Raw genomic sequence first — 16,858 nt, forward strand, 5'->3', positions numbered from 1 at the left:
AATTATCTAATTAAAATAAGATGTTTAAAAAAATATTAATTGCCAATAGAGGGGAAATTGCGCTTCGCGTTATCAGAACCTGTAAAGAAATGGGCATCAAGACCGTGGCGGTTTACTCTACCGCCGATGCGGAAAGTTTACACGTAAAGTTTGCAGACGAAGCCGTTTGTATTGGGCCACCGCCAAGTAATTTATCTTACTTGAAAATGTCCAACATCATCGCAGCTGCCGAAATCACTAATGCCGATGCGATCCATCCGGGTTATGGTTTCTTGTCTGAAAATGCAAAATTCTCTAAAATTTGTCAGGAACACGGTATCAAGTTTATTGGTGCTTCGCCTGAAATGATTGACCGTATGGGTGACAAAGCTTCGGCAAAAGCCACCATGAAAGCGGCCGGCGTTCCTTGTGTTCCAGGTTCTGACGGTTTGTTAGAATCTTACGAGCAAGCTTTAGAATTATCTAAAGGTATGGGCTTCCCGGTAATGTTAAAAGCTACTGCCGGTGGTGGTGGAAAAGGGATGCGTGCCGTTTGGAAAGAAGAAGATTTATTAAAAGCGTGGGAAAGTGCGCGTCAGGAATCAGCGGCAGCGTTTGGAAATGACGGCATGTATTTGGAGAAATTAATCGAAGAACCTCGTCATATTGAGATTCAAGTGGTTGGTGATTCTTATGGAAAAGCTTGTCACTTATCCGAAAGAGATTGTTCGGTGCAACGTCGTCACCAAAAATTGACCGAAGAAACGCCGTCTCCATTTATGACGGACGAATTGCGTACTAAAATGGGTGAAGCCGCCGTAAAAGCCGCCGAATTTATCAAATATGAAGGTGCCGGAACGGTAGAATTCTTGGTAGACAAACACCGAAACTTCTACTTCATGGAAATGAATACCCGTATCCAAGTAGAGCACCCTATTACAGAACAAGTTATTGATTACGATTTGATTCGTGAGCAGATATTAGTAGCGGCAGGTGTGCCAATTTCGGGTAAAAACTATTTACCGCAATTGCACTCTATTGAATGTCGTATCAACGCGGAAGATCCTTATAATGACTTCCGTCCCTCGCCGGGTAAAATTACTGTTTTACACGCGCCGGGTGGACACGGAGTGCGTTTAGATACCCACGTTTACGCAGGATATACTATTCCGCCGAATTATGACTCGATGATTGCTAAGTTGATTACAACCGCGCAAACCAGAGAAGAAGCCATCAACAAAATGAAACGCGCGTTGGATGAGTTTTACATTGAAGGTGTAAAAACGACCATTCCGTTCCATAGACAATTGATGGACGAGCCGGATTATGTTGCCGGAAATTACACTACGAAGTTTATGGAGAGTTTTAAAATGAACGATCCGGAATAAATAAAAAACCCAACTTTTCAAGTTGGGTTTTTTATTTGGCTAAGTTTCCAAAAGTTAAAAAGGTTTCTCCATTAGCCCCGATTGTAGTGGAAATCCTCGAAGAGATTGTAACGGAAAGCGGGAACACGGACTCCAAAAATGCCCAAACCAATCGCTCCTGATTAAAAAAACAAAACCCAACTTGAGAAAGTTGGGCTTTTTAATCCCGTTAGGGATTGAATCTTGGTAGAAAACGTATATGAATTAAAGAGAAATCCCGTTAGGGATGATATAATTTACATTGGCTCTCTAAAAATATAACGTTCGTCATAATCAATCTCATACAATTTTAAAAATTCTAAGTATTCTTCACGGAAAGTCTTTCCCGTATGATGTTGCTCTTGATTTTTAATATAATTAATAACCGAGTCTACTTGAGATTTGGCATACGAAAAAGCACCATATCCTTCTTGCCATTCGAATTTTACCTTTAGAAATTTCTTTTCGTTTATCCATTTCGAAGAACTTCCTTTTATGTCCTGCAATAAATCAGAAATTGATTGCGTAGGTCGCATTCCGATGAATATATGAATATGGTCAGGCATTCCATTTATGGCTAATAATTTGTGGTTGTGATTTTTAATTATTCCGGTGATGTATTGGTATAATTCTTCTTTGAAAGAAGCATGGATTAAACCGTCACGGTATTTTACCGCGAAAACAAATTGAATATGAATTTGTGTGTATGTGTTTGCCATTACCGAAATATCATCCCTAACGGGATTGTATTGATTAATATATTTTTTTCTACCGACATCTAATCCCTAACGGGATTTTATTGGATGAAATTATTTATTTTTCTACCGACATCTAATCCCTAACGGGATTTTGTTGGATGAAATTATTTATTTTTCTACCGACATCTAATCCCTAACGGGATTTTGTTGGATGAAATTATTTATTTTTCTACCGATATTTAGTCCCTGACGGGACTTTGTTATAACGTTTCTTTCAACCATTTGTAAAACTCACGTTGCCATACTAAGGCGTTTTGTGGTTTTAGCACCCAGTGGTTTTCTTCGGGGAAGAGCATGAAACGGCTTTTGATGCCTCGCAATTGTGCCGCTTGGAAAGCTTCTTGTCCTTGTCCGATAGGCACACGGTAGTCTTTTCCGCCTTGAATGATTAGGATAGGCGTGTTCCATTGGTCAACCATTTTGATGGGATTGAATTCAGTATAGGCTTTTTGGGCATCGGCATTGTCTTTTTCCCAATAAGCACCGCCGTGGTCCCAGTTGTTGAAGAAGACTTCTTCGGTGGTGCCATACATACTCTCCAAATTGAAAACCCCGCAATGCGAAATAAACGTTTTAAAACGATTACCATGGATTCCGGCTAGGTAGAATACCGAATACCCGCCGTAGCTCGCTCCAACAGCGCCTAAACGCGCTCTGTCAACATAACTTTCATTAGCCACATCATCAATCGCCGAAAGGTAGTCGTTCATTACTTGTCCGCCCCAATCTTTAGATATTTGTTCGTTCCAAGCTTGTCCGTGACCGTACATCCCGCGACGGTTTGGCGCTACGATTACATAGCCTTGCGAAGCCATCAAAGAGAAGTTCCAACGGAAAGAATAGCTTTGAGTTAAAGGTGATTGCGGTCCGCCTTGGCAGTATAAAAGCGTTGGGTATTTTTTTGTTTGGTCAAAATTGGGAGGAAGAATTACCCAAACCAACATTTTCTTACCATCGGTGGTGGTTACATAACGTCTTTCGTATTTGGGTAAAGCCAATTTGGCGTAGGCATCATCATTGGTTTTGGTGAGTTGCAACCAGGTTTTTTTCTTGAAGTTGTACGAATAGATTTCGGCCGCGTGGTTCATGTCGGTGCGCGTTACGATGATATTATCGCCTGAGAAACCTACCAAATCATTCACATCAAAATCGCCCGACGTTACTTGCTTAACCGTAACCGCAATTTTGGTCAAACCCGGGAAATTGACTTCGAATAAATGTTTGGCTCCATCAACCGCTGCGGTGAAATAGATTTTTTTACCATCGGCACTCCAAAGGAAATTATCGACACTGCCGTCCCAATTGGCGGTTAGGTTCATGTCGATGCCTTTGAAACGAACAATTAAATCGTTTTTATCGGCTTCGTAACCATCGCGTTTCATTTGCAACCACGTTAGGTTTCCGGTTGGGGAAAACACCGGATTCATATCGTAACCGGGATTGTTTTCGGTTAGGTTTTTAGTGGTTTTGGTTTCGAGATTGTATTCGTATAAGTCGGTGTTGGTTGAAACGGCATATTCCGTTCCGGCTTTCTTTTTGCAAACGTAGATGATGCTTTTGCTATCGGGTGACCAAATGTAATCTTCATCACCGCCAAAAGGTTTTTGCGGACTGTCGTAAGGTTCGTTAGGCATGATGTCAATGCCTTTGGCTTTAGCTTTATTTTCGGCGTAGAAAACATGATTGTGTGAACCATTATTCCAAGTATCCCAATGGCGGTAATCTAAACCGTTATAGACTTGGGCATCTGATTTGCTTAAATCGGAATAAATGTCTTTGCCTAATACATTTTCGGTTATTACTTCTTGGCTGGAGAGTATATACAACCCGTCGGGAGAGACGTTTTTATCGGCTACTAATTCTTTGGTGTCCGCTACTTCTGTTGGCGTTCCGCCGGTTACCGGAATGGTGTAAAACTTGGTATTCGATTTATTATCGGCTACAGATGGCGTCGCCACTTTATAGACAACCGATTTGCCGTCTTTAGAAAGACCAAGCGAAGTTACTCTGCCTAATTTCCAGAGGGTTTCGGGCGTTAATACTTCCTGTGCTGTTGCGTTTATGCTCATGGTACCGAGGATTATAAAAAAGATTTTTTTCATAGTGGTGTTTGTTTATTTAAAGGTTTAAAAATAGTAAATTATATCCATAAAAAAAGCCACCCTATAAAGGATGGCTTAGTTATAAGGGTTTAATATGATATTATACCTTTTGTAATTTTAGGTAAACAACTTGCCCTAAATCATCGGTGTAAGCAATAATGGCTTCGGTATAGGTCAAAGACACTATGGTTAGCGATTTAGACTCTTCTTGTGTTGTTTCACCAACTTGAATGGTATAATCTAATGTCACTATGGTTGACAACCTATTGTAAGTACCTTCAATACTGGTGCTCACACAAGGTTCTTCGGTAGTGTAATCGTTGCTTTCAAATGTAAAGTCGGAATTAAAAATATAATTGTCTTTACAATTTGAATTGTTCAAATAGTCTTGATACAAAATAACTCCTTGTGGAGATCTTGTTCCTTTCTGAATGATTTCCCAATTTCCGACCAAGTAATTTTGTTGTACAAAATCCTTTTCATCTTCACCACAGGAAACAAAAGTCAGTGGTAGAAGAAATAATAAAGCGAGTAACTTTTTCATCTTATTGGGCATAAACTTCAATATTGTCAATTTGATAGGTCGATGTAATGTTATTAGTACCTCCAACATAACGGAAAGAAATATAAACATTTCCGGAATATGAAGATAAATCTACATTCCCTGAACTAGTAAAGTTGGTCGGGAAACTGGCTGTTTGTGGGGCAAAAGTAGCGTTCAATTGTACCCAAGTTGCAGCATTTACGGCAGCAACGGTTCCGGCACCATTGTAGTTGGTTGAAATCCAAACGGTAACAGCTTCACCATTAGCAAAACCAATTTTAGAGCCGAATCTTAAGAACTCACCTGTTGTAGCATCTAAGTTTATGGCAGGTGTAATTAATCTTGTGTCTACGTTATTTTCTGCCGGAGTAATTCCGAAAGGAGAAAACTGAGCGTATTTGTTATTGCTGAAAATTCTGGCTTCCCATTTTTCGTTTCCTCCATTCATAGAAACGTTTGACCAACCCGGTAAGGCTACATTTTGGCCATTCCCTGTACTTGAAATGCTTTCGAAATTTTCTGTAAAAATTGGCACTAATCTTGGGCCATTAAGCTGAATATCATCTTCGGTTCTGGCCAAAAACTGATAATCTGTACCGAATTTTGTTAAGATTCCTCTAACTTTACCTCTACCTGATGCCACCGGTTTAGCGGCAAAATTGGCAAAACTACTGGTTCTAAAAATAACTGAATTTCCTTCAGAGTCAGTTAAAAGGTGGTTTGTTGCTCCTCCTAAATCGTTGGCTGAATTATAGTATGTACTTGTTATTGCTTGATTAGAAAATTGAACTCCTTCTAATTCAACCAAGGTGTTTATATTAGCATCATTCAACAACTGAGGAATGGTTAGCGTTCTTTTTAATTGATCTTCAGGAACAATAGTACAAGATTTATTAAGCGCAGTTCTGTATAAAGCAGGAGAAAGTCTTCCTACAGAAGGCGTATTAGAAGAACTAACGAAAATACCTCCGATTCTTTTTCCTCCATTACTTAAATCTGTGTATAAATCTTTCATTTTGATTAAAACTTTTCTACCCGGTTCAAAAGAAATAAAAGTAGAAGTCACATCAACCGGCACACTAAACGCTGATGGTTGTGGTTGTGCCAAAGTTGGTAAAGTTTGGAATGAAATCGTTTTGAAAAAGTTTCCACCTTTATCAGAAGAAACCACATAAGCCTCAATTACATCATCTTGTAAATATTGAGTAACTGTAGAGCTGGCACTGATTTCAGATACCTCTTTAGTTTTTTGTAATGTAGTTTCAATACAATCAACTTGAGGAGTATCATATTCATCATCATTAATACAACTTGATGAAAAACTTGCTACAAAAGCTAGCGCAAGGATTGGTTTTAAAAATGTTGTTTTCATATTGTAATTTTATTTTTTTTAGAAATTAATATAGAAGTTGAAAAAGTAGGATCTTCCGAAACCGTAAAAATAACGTGGAGCAAAGGCTGGAGTTCCGCTGGATACGTCTTGGTTTAACTCTCTGTAATTAGCGTTTCTGGCCTGTTCAAATCCTCCGGTTTTGTATTGTACATCAAAAACATTATTTAATGTTGCAAACAGTCCTAAAGTTACGGGATTTTTACCGGATATTCTCCATGACTTTCCACCAGTTAAGTTTACAAGGGTATAAGGGTCAAATTTTTCTTGTTTTAACAATTCATCCACGCGGCTTTGAGTAGCTTCAGGAAACTGGAACCCATTAGCATCTGTAGGATTTCTTAAAAAGCTATTGGTTCTTAAAACAGAGGAAACATCTAAGTAAGTATCCGCCAAATAATTCACGTTAGCGCCAACCCACCAAAACTTAGGGTCACGGTATTCAAGTCCTAAAGCATAAGCTTGTTGAGGTATACCAGGTTGTCTGTAGTTTTTAAGTTTAGATTCGCCCAAATTCACTAAAGTTGAAAGACCTCTTGCGGCTCTTGCATCATCATTCAAGGTAACATTTGGGTTATTGTTATAAGTATATTGACCATAAGAAGCGGCAGCAGTAGCCTTAATGGTAGAAGTGATTTGGTATTCTAATCCAAGTTCTGCACCAATGTTTAGCTTCTCTAATCCTGTTACTATCTCAGCCACAAAAGCATCTCCTCCGTCACCATCATTATCTTCTAAAGCGCCTTCAGCAAAGAAGAAAGAGGTTTCAGTTGCATCTTTAATGTTAGCGAAGAAACCTGTAAGTCTGGCTTTGAACGTTGGTGTTTTAATCACGTAACTCATGTCAAGGTTAGAAACGGTCTCGCTTTTCAAATTTCTGATTGGTGTATTGCTAAGTCTGGCATTGAAAAACACATTTCTCATTGAAGGTGCTTTAGACATGTATAATCCGTTAAAAGTAAGGAACTGTTTACCGGAGATTTTATAAGTCAAACCACCTTTAAACCCAAAATTGTCGAATTCTATTTTTTCGCTTTTTCCGAATGAAGAAGTAGCATAGATTCCGTTTCTGTACAATCCTTCTCTTTGGTATGATTTTCTGCTGAAAGATTGCGCTAGATAAAAATCAATTGTTTTATAAGTAAATTTAAATTGGGTAAAAGCATCAATATGATCGGCGTATAATTTATAATTATAACCGTATCTGTCACCAACTTTAACCTCTCTGTTTAGATTATTTAAATCCGGTTGTTGTGCTGAACCTTCTTGGAAGGTATCAATATCTAGGAAATGAGAACCTCCGAGTAAATCGGTCAACAATTGGAAATTGCTTGAATTTAAACGACTGTAACTGGCTCCTCCATTCATAACGATATTATCCGACAATTGCGAACTTAAAATACTGTTAGCTACAAATAATTTATCTTCGGTTCTGTCTTCATAAAGAACATAAGAACTTCTGGTAGGTTCTCTTCCTATTTCGTTACCGTTTTCATCAATAATTGCAGTTGTGTTTGCTCTGTACATAGCATTCCAATCAATCTGTCTTTGGGTAAAAAACGGCGCATCCATTGCTCCTATAAGATTAGGAGTAAACACACCGCCTAAACCTCCGGGTAAATAGGCTGAACTTGGAACCGTTTCAGGGTTATTATTGTATTGTGAAGTGAAATAACTTGGTAAATTTTGATAATAAGTAGGGTCCGGATTGGCGGCATTAACAAAGTCCAATCTTGAATTACCTATTTCACCAAATTGGTACATTACATTAGTGGTTAATTGTGTTTTATCACTCATTTTCCAGTAATGTGTTAACATATTTATAGGTTCCTCTACTTCTCTGTCACGAGAATTTCTCTTTTTCCCATCTTGCCATCCCCAATATGAATTGTATTTAATCCCGGCAATACGGGTAATTTCATCGGTATTTGAAGAATTTCTTCCTCTTCTGTTTTGAGCATAAATGCTGGTAAAGTTTAAACTGTGTTTGTCATTAAACTTCTTTTCTATACTGGCAAAAACAGAATTTGCAGAATAATCTGTGCCTTCAAAATAAGCTTCTACAGCCCAACGTCTTGAAGCAGAAATTACAAATGCCCAACCGTCTTTATTCATCCCTGAGGCATGAGTAGCCATAGCTCTCCAATTGTAATTGGTTTGGGTACCTGCATAGGAAATACGCGTTCCCTTTCTGTAAATTGAAGCTCTTGTATTTATTTCTTGTGTTCCTAAAATTCCCCCAAAAGTATAATCTGAAGGTGCTGAACCCATAGTAAACTCTTGGTTTCTTGTCGCATCATTTAAACCGCCCCAATTTCCCCATTGAGGTCTGTTGTCTAATAACTTGTTCATAGTAACCCCGTTAATCATCGTAGTTGAATATTCATTATCCAAACCTCTGATTCTAAAACGCGCCTGACCCCAATTGAAAGCCGCCGCCTGTTGGTATGTATCTCTGGAAGCCTGTAACAATCCGGCGGTATTTTCTGAACCGCTGTTGTCATCTCCCAAGTCATTATCCAAAATGGCAATTAAATTAATTCGTTGTTCAATTGTAATATCTTCTTCCAAAACTACAATTCCTAAATCTAACACTTTTCCGGCCTCTATCTCAACAGACAACAATTGGTCTTTGAATCCGGTGCTTTTAATTTGCAGTAACTGACTACCACTAGGCACTTCTTTAAATACAAAAACACCTGTAACGTCTGTCAATGCAGTGAGACTGGTGTTTTGAATAGAAGCAACAACATTTTGTAATGGCCTTTGTGTTTTAGAATCTACTACTTTCCCTGTAATTCCGGCAGTAGTTTGCGCAAAAACAAAAAACACTTGCATTACAAATAAAGTACTAATAACAAGTTTTTTCATAAATAAAATAAAATTAATTTTTCCTTTCGTTAAGTCTCGTTCAAAACTTAACAGCCGACAAATGTACATCTTTTAATAATATTATCTACTTTTGGCCCAAAGTTTGTAAAAAACTTGATATTAAATTAATACACCGTTTATGAGAATTAAAAGTTTTATAGCGCTTTTATTTGCCTTATTCGCAATTTCAGCTGGTAATGCCCAGGCAAAAAAGTATAATATTCACACCGTGGCCTTCTACAATTTTGAAAACTTGTTTGACACAATTAACGGTCCAAATAATGATGAAGAATGGCTTCCTGACGGAGCACAAAATTGGACCTCCAAAAAATACAAGCAAAAATTACACAATCTGGCCAGAGTACTTTCTGAAATCGGCACCAGTGAAAATCCTAACAACTCTCCAACATTAATTGGCGGCTGTGAAATTGAAAACAGAGGTGTTTTAGAAGATTTGGTCAAAGAACCACTACTTATTAATAAAGACTACGGCATAGTTCATTTTGATTCCCCGGATAAAAGAGGAATTGATGTAGCGCTTTTGTACCAAAAGAAACATTTTAAACCAACCAGTTTTAAAAATATTCCTTTGCTCATTTACAGAAACCAAGAAGGGAAAGCCGATAAAAAAGACAAAGAAGAAACCACCGATGACAAAAACGAAGCGACTCCCGACAATAGAGTTTACACCCGTGACCAACTTTTAGTAACCGGTTTCCTTGACGGGGAAGAAGTTAATATCATTGTCAATCACTGGCCTTCGCGTTCCGGCGGTGAAAAGAAGAGCGCCCCTTTCCGCGAAGCCGCAGGAAGATTGAACCGACAAATCATGGATTCCATCTATAAAATCAACCCCAATGCCAAAATCATTACCATGGGCGATTTAAACGATGGTACTTATAACAAAAGTGTAAAAGAAGGCATTGGCGCCAAACGCAAAAAAGAAGAAGTAAAACAATTCGACATCTACAATCCTTTTGAAGAAATGTTTTATAAAGGTCACTCAACTTTATTTTACAGAGATGCCGGAGACATTTTCGACCAAATTATGGTTTCGGAAGCTTTGATTAGGACCGATTATTCTTCATTCCGTTATTGGAAAGCCGGAATTTACAACAAACCCTACATGATTACCACAACCGGCCAATACAAAGGTTATCCGCTCAGACATGGCATGAATGAAATTGGTTTTAGCGACCACTTTCCCGTGTATATCTATCTGATTAAAGAAATGAAATAATAAACAAAGTCTCGAGCACATCGGGACTTTTTTATTTTATAACTTTACTTAAAATTTAAACCATGGCCGTAGCAAAACCCTTCAACCTCAACCAATGGATAAACAACAACCGTCATTTGTTAAAACCACCCGTTGGCAACAAAAACTTATACGTTGATTCCGGCGATTATATCGTAATGATTGTAGCAGGTCCCAACGCCCGCAAAGATTTCCATTACAACGAAACCGAAGAACTTTTTTACCAACTCGAAGGTGAAATCACCGTTTACATTCAAGAAGACGGCGAAAAAAAAGCGATGAAACTCTCCGCAGGCGATATGTTTTTGTTGCCCGCCAAAGTGCCGCACTCTCCGTCGCGAAGTGAAAATTCCATAGGATTAGTCGTTGAACGCAAAAGAGTGGGCAAAGAAATTCCCGACGGCCTGCTTTGGTTCTGCGAAAACTGCAACCACAAACTCTACGAAATCTATTTCGAATTGCGCGATATAGAAATGGATTTTCTCCAACATTTCAATCATTTTTACCAATCGGAAACCCTCAGAACCTGCGAAAAATGCGGTACCGTGATGGATACCGACCCGAGATTTATGACCAAGTAAAGGAATCGGGAGCTAATCCGGCTGTCCACTGTATCTTTTTAACTTGTTATAAAAACAAGCTAAAAAGGATGCCGTTACCATCCGGGCTAAAATTCAAAATAAACGATTACTTTTGCTGAAACTAAAACATTCAAACTAAAAATACAATGTCAACAATTGCGCAACAATTCGGCATGACCGAAGCCTTAGAAATATTAGGTGTAAAAGCCATCAATGAAGGTACCTCTACAGGAAACAATCATTTTTCAAACGGAGAAATCTTGGAAAGTTATTCTCCCGTAGACGGACAACTTATCGGAAAAGTAAAAACCACCACAGCCGAAGATTATGAAAAAGTAATGCAAACGGCGTCAGAAGCCTTCAAAACTTTTCGTTTAATGCCGGCACCCAAACGCGGCGAAATCGTTCGTCAGTTTGGTGAAAAATTAAGAAAATACAAAGAACCTCTTGGGAAATTGGTTTCCTATGAAATGGGAAAATCTTTGCAAGAAGGTTACGGAGAAGTTCAGGAAATGATAGACATCTGTGACTTTGCGGTAGGTTTATCACGCCAATTGCACGGTTTGACCATGCACTCGGAACGTCCGGGTCATCGCATGTACGAACAATACCATCCGCTTGGAATCGTCGGAATCATTTCGGCTTTCAACTTTCCTGTAGCCGTTTGGTCTTGGAACACCGCTTTAGCATGGATTTGTGGTGATGTTTGCGTTTGGAAACCTTCTGAAAAAACACCTTTATGCGGTATCGCTTGTCAAAATATCATCGCCGAAGTGTTGAAAGAAAACAATCTTCCCGAAGGAATCTCTTGTTTAATCAACGGTGATTATAAAGTTGGTGAAATGATGACGCATGACAAACGCGTGCCATTAGTTTCTGCCACCGGTTCAACCCGTATGGGTAAAATTGTAGCACAAGCTTGTGCCGCTCGTTTAGGAAATTCCCTTTTAGAATTAGGCGGAAACAACGCCATCATCGTAACGCCGGATGCTGACATCAAAATGACGGTTATCGGTGCGGTTTTCGGTGCGGTTGGAACGGCAGGACAACGTTGTACTTCAACTCGTAGATTAATCATCCACGAAAGTATTTATGATAAAGTAAGAGATGCGATTGTGGGTGCTTACGGCCAATTGAGAATCGGAAATCCTTTAGACCAAAACAACCACGTTGGACCACTAATCGATACCCATGCGGTTGAATTATACAAAAAAGCGTTAACTCAAGTTGTGGCTGAAGGCGGAAAAATTTTAGTAGAAGGCGGTGTACTAACCGGCGAAGGTTACGAAAGCGGTTGTTACGTAAAACCGGCCATTGCCGAAGCTGACAACTCATTCGAAATCGTCCAGCACGAAACTTTTGCACCGGTTTTATACTTATTAAAATATTCAGGCGATGTGCATGATGCCATTGCTATTCAAAACGGTGTGGCGCAAGGTTTATCCTCTGCGATTATGACCAACAACTTGCGTGAAGCAGAAGCTTTCTTGTCGGTTGCCGGCTCAGATTGTGGTATTGCCAATGTAAACATCGGAACTTCCGGAGCGGAAATTGGTGGTGCTTTTGGTGGTGAAAAAGAAACCGGTGGTGGTCGTGAATCGGGTTCTGATGCTTGGAAAGTATACATGAGAAGACAAACGAATACCATCAATTATACGACCAGTTTACCATTGGCACAAGGTATTAAGTTTGATTTATAATCTTTGAGAAAATAGAACAAAGAAGCAAGAAAAAAGAAAAGCGTCCTCAAACCGGACGCTTTTTTATTTATATAAAGTTGAAATCTATTTAGTCTTCTTTACATACTGTGTCAAAATCACGATATGTTGTCCTTCTACTCGGCCTTCAATTTGTTCGGCATTGTCCCAAACGACTTTGATATTGTGAACAGCAGCACCACGCTTGGCGGTGAAATTAGCGCCTTTTACATCTAAATCTTTAATTAAAACCACCGAATCTCCATCAAACAAAAGATTGCCGTTGCTGTCTTTGTGAACGATTTTGCCTTCTTCGTCTTCGCCTTCTCCTGTGGCTTTGGCCCATTCTAATGCATCTTCGTCCAGGTACATCATATCAAGTAAATCGTGATTTTTTAAACGCGCCAACATACGCCAGGAAACAATTTGCACCGGCAGGTTTTCATTCCACATGCTGTCGCTTAACCCACGCCAATCATTCGGATTGGTAGTGTCGGGATTCTCAATTTGGTCTTTTAAATTTTTCGTGATTAAAACACAATTTTCGGGAATATCTTCGGTTTTGGGTGCAACTAAATACACTACTAAATTCTCTTCGCTTCCGCTGATTTCACATTTGGAACCGCTTCTGTCTTTTAATCTTTTTTCAGTAACAATACTCATTATGTTTGGCTTAAATAATTATCTATAAGTTGAAGGAAGCACCAATGGTAAACACAAATTGGTTGTTGTAATGTTCAAATCCGTTTACATCAGTATCATATCGGGCTAAAGGAGCATTGGCTTCAGCAAACATTCCGAAACCATTGGTGAAAAAATACCTGAAACCAAGATGCCCGCCAAAATTTCGCAAGCCTAAATCCAAACCGGGATAAACATCCATCTTTGGGTCTAATTTTAAAACGTTCCCGATATTAGCATTGAAACGCACTTTTAAATCGGCTCTGTCTTCAAAACGAGGTTTAAAACCTACCTTATCATTGGCATTAAGCATATAACCCGCTACTATTCCGAAAGACATGTTTTCGCCCATCCCAAAATCGGCCGAAACCCCAATTCCGGTTCCACCATCTTGCATAGTCATGCCTACTTGTCCTTTTACATCTCCTTTTCCTTTAAACGCTTGTGCATTGGCAAAACTGACCATAGCCAAAACTGCTATTGTGATTATTTTTCTCATAACTATTAAATTAAAGTGCAAATATAGGCCATTAAAAATACTATTTTGTAGAATTAATTTGAAATCAATTCCTTCCTTTTTCATTAAAATACAACTCGTTCAATGGTTCACTTTGCCAAAACTGTTTGGTGTCAACATCCATGATGGTTAACGGACCTTTAAACGCAGCGCCGGTATCCACATTCCAAACACAAGCCTTCTGAATGGGAACCGTTTTTCCTATTCGTGTAACCGGTGTGTGACCAATATAAACTTCATCATATAAAGTAAACCGTCGAGGATACAACCAACTGTCTTTGGGAATGGTTTCATCTAGCGACAAAGCCGTTTCCCAAAGCGTTCTGTCCCAATAAAATAATTTGGAAAAATATTCATAATTGATGCCGTTCATATTGGTAAATCCGGCATGGATAAACAAACGGTTTTGATCATCGTGGTAATAATCCTTTAATGATTTCAGAAAAGCGATATGCAGCTTTTTAGCAGCTTCGGTTACATTTTCATAAGCCAAAATAGTCGCTTCACCGCCGTGTTTGAACCACATTTTTTCATCGAAATTTTTGGTATTACCTTCCAACCAATCCAACAATAACTCATCGTGATTGCCTTTGATAAAATGGCAATTTTGCTTTTGGTTCAATCCTATCAAATAATCAATGACTTGTGGTGATTCGCTCCAACCGTCTACATAATCGCCTAAGAAAATTAAAGTGTCTTCATTGGTTACTTTGGCCCTTTCCATGATTTGATGCAATGCTCTCAAACCACCGTGAATATCGCCTATTACTAATATTCTACCCATTCGTTTGGTTGTATTTCATTTTTCTTAAAATGCGCATTGCTTCTTTAAAACTCAAATAAACATTAGGTTTTTGTTGGGCTTTTAAAAAGGGTTTGCCATCTATCAGTTTTTGCTTGGCTTCTTCAAAACCATTCAAATAACAAATCATTAGTGTTGATGATAAGTTCTCTAAATCCTTTTCTTCGCGCTCAGACAAAGTAACTCCTTTTTGTAATTTATTCAGCAACGCTATATTAGAATTATAAATGTGATGCAGCATTTTTTTGTTGTATGCCGGTGGTTCAAACAGCATTTTGGTCTCCATTTTGTAATAGCCGTTGTCAAAAAAATGAATGGTCAATTGTTCCAAGGGATAAAAACTGGTTTTGTCATTCAGTCCAAGCGGTACGTGCTCAATAATCGTAAAACTGTGGTCGTCATATTGGATAGAAACCACATCGAGTGCTGAATAGAACAACTTTACTTGTTCGTTAATCAATTCAATATCCACTCGGGAAAGATAAGTTGTATCACGGATTTTTTTCGGAATTCCGGCCCAACAAATTACAAACAGTTCCTTGAAAACCTTGTATTTAGAAGGCATATCGCCGTGTCGCACATTCATAAAATCCATAACACCATCGAGCGTGTGGGCAATGCTGTTTCGTGAACTGTTTTCAATGCTGATTACCGTTTCGATATTCTGCTTAGAATACGGAATTTTATCTTCTGTCGGCATTGAATTGCTGCCAACCCTCACAAAAACCGTATTTGCCAGAATGGTGTGAATGTTTTTCTTAAAAAAGGAAGTCTTGTGCTTCGGTTTAATCGTAACCAAACCCACTACTTTGTCTTTAGGCAAATTGGGAAACGGCACATTCTCGTATTGAATTTTGGGTGGATTTTCCAGATAAGCGTTGACCAAATTCTGTATGCGGCTGTCGTCAAAAAAATCGTCACCCACTATTTCATTTTCCTGATCTTCCACACCAACCACGATATAAGAATTGTTCGAAGGATTAGAATTAGACAAAGCACAAATGTGTTTTAAAAACTTGGCTTTTCCTTCTTTGGTGTGCAAATTCAACTGTCGTTTCTTATCATAAAAACTGCTCTCATCGTTGTGAGCGAGCAGGTTTTTAATTAAAAGTCGTTTGTTGATCATAGTTTAAGTACGATTTACAAAGTACGAAGTACGAAAGAATACCACTTCGTACTTCAAACTTCGTGTTTTTAAGGTACTTTATTTCCCATACTTTCCGTCCAAATGGCAAACCAATCTTCTTGATCGAGTTGCAGTTCGGTGGCTTTCATCAACGCTTGAATTCGGGCAACATTGACAGTTCCGGCAACCGGAATGACTTTGGCCGGATGTTTTAAAATCCATGCCAACAAAATCGTATCCGAACCGAAATGGTATTTCTTTACCAATTCTGCCAATAATTTTTTCAAGCGTCTGGTTTGTTCAATGTCTTCCCGGAAAACTGTTCCCAACGGATTCCAACTCATCGGGCGAATGTTGTGCAGTTGCATATAATCAAAACTGCCGTCCAACATGGCTTCGTGATGCGTAGCCGAAAATTGGACTTGATTGTAACTGATTTCGGTTTTCTGGCGAATCAATTCAGTTTGCCAAGCGGTGAAATTGGACAATCCGAAATCGATAATCTTGCCTTCCTTTTTGAGTTTTTCTACCGCTTCTGCAATGTCATCAGCTACCATCAACGGACTTGGACGATGCAACAACAAGACATCCAAATAATCGGTTTGAAGGTTTTTAAGCGAGTTCTCTACTGACCAAATGATATAATCTTTGGAATAGTCGTAATGTTTGATTTTGTTATCTCTTCCTTTGATGTGTTGAATCCCGCATTTCGAAATCAATTGCAGATTTTTTCTGTCGATGTTACTTTGGGCGAAAGCCTTACCAAAAGAGGCTTCAGTAGTATAATCACCATAAATATCGGCATGGTCAAAAGTGGTAATTTGATTTTCGATACAAAGGTGTATCAAATGCTCCATTTCGGTGGTGTTTAGGTTTTTATCCCAAATGCCCCAGTTCATGGTTCCGGCAATTATGGGCGAGAGTTTTGTTTGCATTGTTGTCTTTTTTAAGTAGTGTGTTGTAACTGTGTTTTGGTTTTTTGTCCTTTGGAAAAATTTCTTATTTTGCCGACTGAAAATCGGAAAACGGATTAGGTCTTAAAATTATAAAAAGAAAATCATAAATCATCCTTAAAATTGGTATGTTTTCTAAAGTTTTAACGCATTATTAACATCGCGTGACCTAATAAATTTTCACTTTTGAAAT

General features: G+C 38.7%; 14 protein-coding genes. 4 read left to right on the forward strand and 10 right to left on the reverse strand.

All coding sequences use genetic code 11. The features are described 5' to 3' along the window. The first annotated feature begins 20 nt into the window (after positions 1-20). Positions 21-1,367 carry an acetyl-CoA carboxylase biotin carboxylase subunit gene (gene accC, locus HA632_RS07745; protein WP_176306620.1) on the forward strand — a complete coding sequence of 449 codons (1,347 nt, stop codon included), beginning with the start codon at positions 21-23 and terminating at the stop codon, positions 1,365-1,367. Positions 1,368-1,642: 275 nt separating this feature from the next. Here the strand turns inward: accC and tnpA are convergent, their stop codons facing one another. The 5 genes from tnpA to HA632_RS07770 all read right to left on the reverse strand — a co-directional run bounded on the left by tnpA (position 1,643) and on the right by HA632_RS07770 (position 9,050). After that, on the reverse strand, positions 1,643-2,104 hold the full coding sequence (gene tnpA, locus HA632_RS07750) for an IS200/IS605 family transposase (protein WP_176306621.1): 462 nt from the start codon (positions 2,102-2,104) through the stop codon (positions 1,643-1,645). A gap of 239 nt (positions 2,105-2,343) precedes the next feature. Then, on the reverse strand, positions 2,344-4,245 hold the full coding sequence (locus tag HA632_RS07755) for a S9 family peptidase (RefSeq protein WP_176306622.1): 1,902 nt from the start codon (positions 4,243-4,245) through the stop codon (positions 2,344-2,346). Between the two features lie 100 nt (positions 4,246-4,345). Next, complete coding sequence (locus HA632_RS07760; protein ID WP_176306623.1) at positions 4,346-4,789, reverse strand: hypothetical protein; 444 nt, start codon at positions 4,787-4,789, stop codon at positions 4,346-4,348. Position 4,790: 1 nt separating this feature from the next. Beyond that, a complete protein-coding gene (locus tag HA632_RS07765) occupies positions 4,791-6,161 on the reverse strand; it encodes a DUF5689 domain-containing protein (protein ID WP_176306624.1) in 1,371 nt (456 codons plus the stop codon). A gap of 18 nt (positions 6,162-6,179) precedes the next feature. Next, entirely contained in the window at positions 6,180-9,050 is a 2,871-nt protein-coding gene (locus HA632_RS07770; RefSeq protein WP_176306625.1) for a TonB-dependent receptor, read from the reverse strand. A gap of 139 nt (positions 9,051-9,189) precedes the next feature. On the opposite strand from HA632_RS07770, the gene HA632_RS07775 reads away from it, so the two are divergent. The 3 genes from HA632_RS07775 (at position 9,190) to HA632_RS07785 (ending at position 12,589) form a co-directional block, all read left to right on the forward strand. Then, the gene (locus tag HA632_RS07775) at positions 9,190-10,290 is read left to right on the forward strand and encodes an endonuclease/exonuclease/phosphatase family protein (protein WP_176306626.1); all 1,101 of its coding nucleotides are present in this window, start codon (positions 9,190-9,192) and stop codon (positions 10,288-10,290) included. Between the two features lie 62 nt (positions 10,291-10,352). Next, a complete protein-coding gene (locus HA632_RS07780) occupies positions 10,353-10,889 on the forward strand; it encodes a 3-hydroxyanthranilate 3,4-dioxygenase (RefSeq protein ID WP_176306627.1) in 537 nt (178 codons plus the stop codon). 146 nt (positions 10,890-11,035) lie between these two features. Then, entirely contained in the window at positions 11,036-12,589 is a 1,554-nt protein-coding gene (locus HA632_RS07785) for an aldehyde dehydrogenase family protein (RefSeq protein ID WP_176306628.1), read from the forward strand. 84 nt (positions 12,590-12,673) lie between these two features. On the opposite strand, the gene HA632_RS07790 is transcribed toward HA632_RS07785, so the two are convergent. The 5 genes from HA632_RS07790 to HA632_RS07810 form a co-directional block, all read right to left on the reverse strand. Beyond that, positions 12,674-13,249 (reverse strand): alkylphosphonate utilization protein, encoded by a 576-nt coding sequence (locus HA632_RS07790; RefSeq protein ID WP_176306629.1) that lies wholly within the window; start codon positions 13,247-13,249, stop codon positions 12,674-12,676. Positions 13,250-13,271: 22 nt separating this feature from the next. Then, positions 13,272-13,766, reverse strand: coding sequence for a DUF6646 family protein (locus tag HA632_RS07795; RefSeq protein WP_176306630.1), 495 nt, complete (start codon positions 13,764-13,766; stop codon positions 13,272-13,274). 64 nt (positions 13,767-13,830) lie between these two features. Continuing rightward, on the reverse strand, positions 13,831-14,568 hold the full coding sequence (locus HA632_RS07800; protein WP_176306631.1) for a metallophosphoesterase family protein: 738 nt from the start codon (positions 14,566-14,568) through the stop codon (positions 13,831-13,833). Continuing rightward, a complete protein-coding gene (locus HA632_RS07805; RefSeq protein WP_176306632.1) occupies positions 14,561-15,712 on the reverse strand; it encodes an ATP-binding protein in 1,152 nt (383 codons plus the stop codon). The genes HA632_RS07800 and HA632_RS07805 overlap by 8 nt, the downstream gene beginning before the upstream one ends. Before the next feature lie 68 nt (positions 15,713-15,780). Beyond that, positions 15,781-16,647 carry an aldo/keto reductase family oxidoreductase gene (locus HA632_RS07810; protein ID WP_176306633.1) on the reverse strand — a complete coding sequence of 289 codons (867 nt, stop codon included), beginning with the start codon at positions 16,645-16,647 and terminating at the stop codon, positions 15,781-15,783. Between the last annotated feature and the right edge of the window lie 211 nt (positions 16,648-16,858).

This window comes from Flavobacterium sp. J49 (assembly GCF_011742145.1).
In the GTDB taxonomy this organism is placed as follows: Bacteria; Bacteroidota; Bacteroidia; order Flavobacteriales; family Flavobacteriaceae; genus Flavobacterium.